The organism is Dactylosporangium cerinum (assembly GCF_042653625.1).
Lineage (GTDB): Bacteria > Actinomycetota > Actinomycetes > Mycobacteriales > Micromonosporaceae > Dactylosporangium > Dactylosporangium cerinum.
The window spans coordinates 1-2,482 of record NZ_JBHSIU010000123.1; the positions used below are offsets into that span (position 1 = coordinate 1).

Annotated in this window: 2 protein-coding genes and 1 pseudogene; all 3 read left to right on the forward strand. The window is 65.3% G+C overall.

Features of this window, described 5'->3' with window-relative positions:
• Positions 1-209 precede the first annotated feature (209 nt).
• Complete coding sequence (locus ACFPIJ_RS57515; protein WP_380128045.1) at positions 210-524, forward strand: hypothetical protein; 315 nt, start codon at positions 210-212, stop codon at positions 522-524.
• A 211-nt stretch (positions 525-735) separates the two neighbouring features.
• Positions 736-1,090, forward strand: a pseudogene (locus tag ACFPIJ_RS57520) (DDE-type integrase/transposase/recombinase); the annotation flags it as partial.
• A gap of 218 nt (positions 1,091-1,308) precedes the next feature.
• Positions 1,309-2,370 (forward strand): hypothetical protein, encoded by a 1,062-nt coding sequence (locus tag ACFPIJ_RS57525; RefSeq protein ID WP_380128046.1) that lies wholly within the window; start codon positions 1,309-1,311, stop codon positions 2,368-2,370.
• Positions 2,371-2,482 lie beyond the last annotated feature (112 nt).

Consider the following 2,482-nt stretch of genomic DNA (forward strand, 5'->3'; position numbering starts at 1 on the left):
CGACCTACTACCGATGAGGCACTCAGCCCAGCACGTCTTGATCGGCCGCGCACATCTGCCGCCGGTCGTGCGCGGCGGCTCCCCGACACCAATCACGCTCTGTAGATCGCTTCGGCAGCCCATCTTCGGCCGGTACTCACCAGCACCGGGCGCGTTCTCCGCTATACCGCCTGTTCAACCGGGTGGACGCGGCGGGTTAGTGTACGGGGATGATCATGGATCTCAAGGATGTAGTCCTGGGTCTGGGCGGCTTCCCAACCCGCACATACATCTTCGTTCCAGAGGACGTTGTCGAGGTGAACGCATCGACTCCCACGATGCTTCTTGGCTACGATGATCCTCGGCCGGCGGGCTGGCGATACTTCCTTGAGGTCCCGACGGCGCGTGACGTTCTCGCGCAATGGAGCTACTGGCACAACAATCGGCAGTCATCGGTCGATGAGGCCTGCGCTGCGATCATCTATTACGCGGATCACGATGCGTATATCCTTGATGATCTCAACGACGAACAGGCGACGGATTGATGAGTAGCCGAGACAGCACCGCTGCGTTGAGCGTTGGCAGGATCGAGGCAGACTTGAGCGGTGAAGTCATCGACCCGACCTGATCGGGTCTGTTGCGTTGAGTGTTGCCCTGGTCGGGCGCGCTTGAGCCGTGAAGGTCTCGAATCGCCGACGTCCGGCCCTGCCATTGCGGTCGGCGTTCGCAGGGTTCCGGTTCCCGCCTGACACCATCATGGTCGCCGTCCGGCTCTACGTGCGGTACAACGTGTCGTACCGTGACGTCGAGGAGCTCCTCTTCGATCGTGGTGTCGAGGCGGACCACGTCACTGTCTTCCGCTGGTTGCAACGCTTCACCCTACTATTGGCCGACGCAGCCAGGTTCTGCCGGCATGCACCTGGCGACAGATGGTTCACCGATGGGACCTACGTCAACGGCGCCTGGCGGTACGTGCACCCCGCCGTCGACCAGCAACGGTCAGGTCATCGGCGTACTCGTCTCCGCCCGCCGCGACGCCGTGGCGGCACGCCGGTTCCTCCACCGGGCGATGACGACGTTGCAGGTGCGACCCGCAGAGATGATCACCGACGCGGACCTGCTTGATCACGTTTCCGGATCTGCCGCCGATGGTGCGCGGCGGGAAGCCGGCTCGTCACGGACCGTGACCGGCTTGCGCGAGGCCGAGGCTTCCTGTCCTGCCGATGTCCGCGCACCTGATCTTGTCGCTGTCAGCGCATCGGTTGTTGGTGATCCCGGTGGCTGCTGGCTGGCATGCGCCGTCGCCGTGGCGTAGGCCAGAATGGCACTGTGTCATACGATCTTGCGGTCTGGGAGGGTGACCGGCCGGCGAACGACGTCGTCGCGGCGGCTGAGTTCAAGCGGCTGTACGACCGCTACATGGGGTCTGCTGCGCCTGTCGAGCCCACCGCGCGGATCGCCGCGTACGTGGCTGCGTTGCTGGCCCGCTTTCCGGACATTGGTACGGACGCCGGCGAGGACAGCCCGTGGTCCACCGCGCCGCTGATGGGCGAGGCCCGCGGCCCACTGGTGTACTTCCCCATGGTGCTGGGCTGGGCCGACGAGGTTTCGGCGTGGGCCGCTCAACTCGCCGGCGTCCACGGTCTGAACTGCTACGACCCTCAGCTGAACCAGCTGCGTCTGCCGGTTGACGGGGTGCCGGAGCCTGTCGTCGACAGGCGTGCGGTGCGGGACGCCGCCGTGCGGCGGCTGACCGGTTCGATGCTCGGTCGTAGATGGCAGGCGACGCGGTCTTCCCGCACCAATGCGGCCTTCGCCCAGCGTCAGCTGGGCGGCCTGGTGTTCTCCCTCAGCCTGAACCCCTCGATCGGTTCTCGAGGCGTCACCTTCAACCCCGTCGTCGCGGTGGGTCACCTGGAGCTGGGCCGGCTCTGCGATGCGTTCATGGGTCGTCGGCCGGAGGAAGGGCTAGGGGTTGCCGTCGGGACGGCCGCCGGACTGCAGGATCTGCTGTACGCCGACGGTATTTCTCTCGCGTCCTTGACCCGGTGGGCGATCCACTCGGAGAACGAGGTGGATTCGGGTAGCGACGTCCTGCTCAAGGACCTCGACACGTACGGGATGCCGTTCCTGGAGCAGTTCACCGGGCTCGGTGATGTGATCACTTGGACGTACGCCAACCGGGGTTACCAGGCCCGGGACGGCATCCTGGCCGTCGCCTGCGCTCTGGACGGCAGGGAAGGCGAAGCCGTCGCAGCGATCGAGGACTACGCCGCGTACGGCGCGGACCAGGTGGGCCGGATGCTCGAACAGACAACCGGATTCGTTCAACGCTTCGTCGACCACTTCAGCATTGGCGCTGACGCTCTACGGCGATTGCCCAGCGCCTAACCGATCCGAACCGGTGAAGATCTCAGGAGTCAGCTTCGAACGCACTCTCATGCCGCGACTGGCGCGGAGGTACCGACTGTGCCGATGGTCATCGGTGGGACGAGGTACCGCG

Excerpts from the sequence above, each read along its gene's own strand:
- ACFPIJ_RS57515 (WP_380128045.1), top strand. The coding sequence starts at position 210 with ATGATCATGGATCTCAAGGATGTAGTCCTGGGTCTGGGCGGCTTCCCA.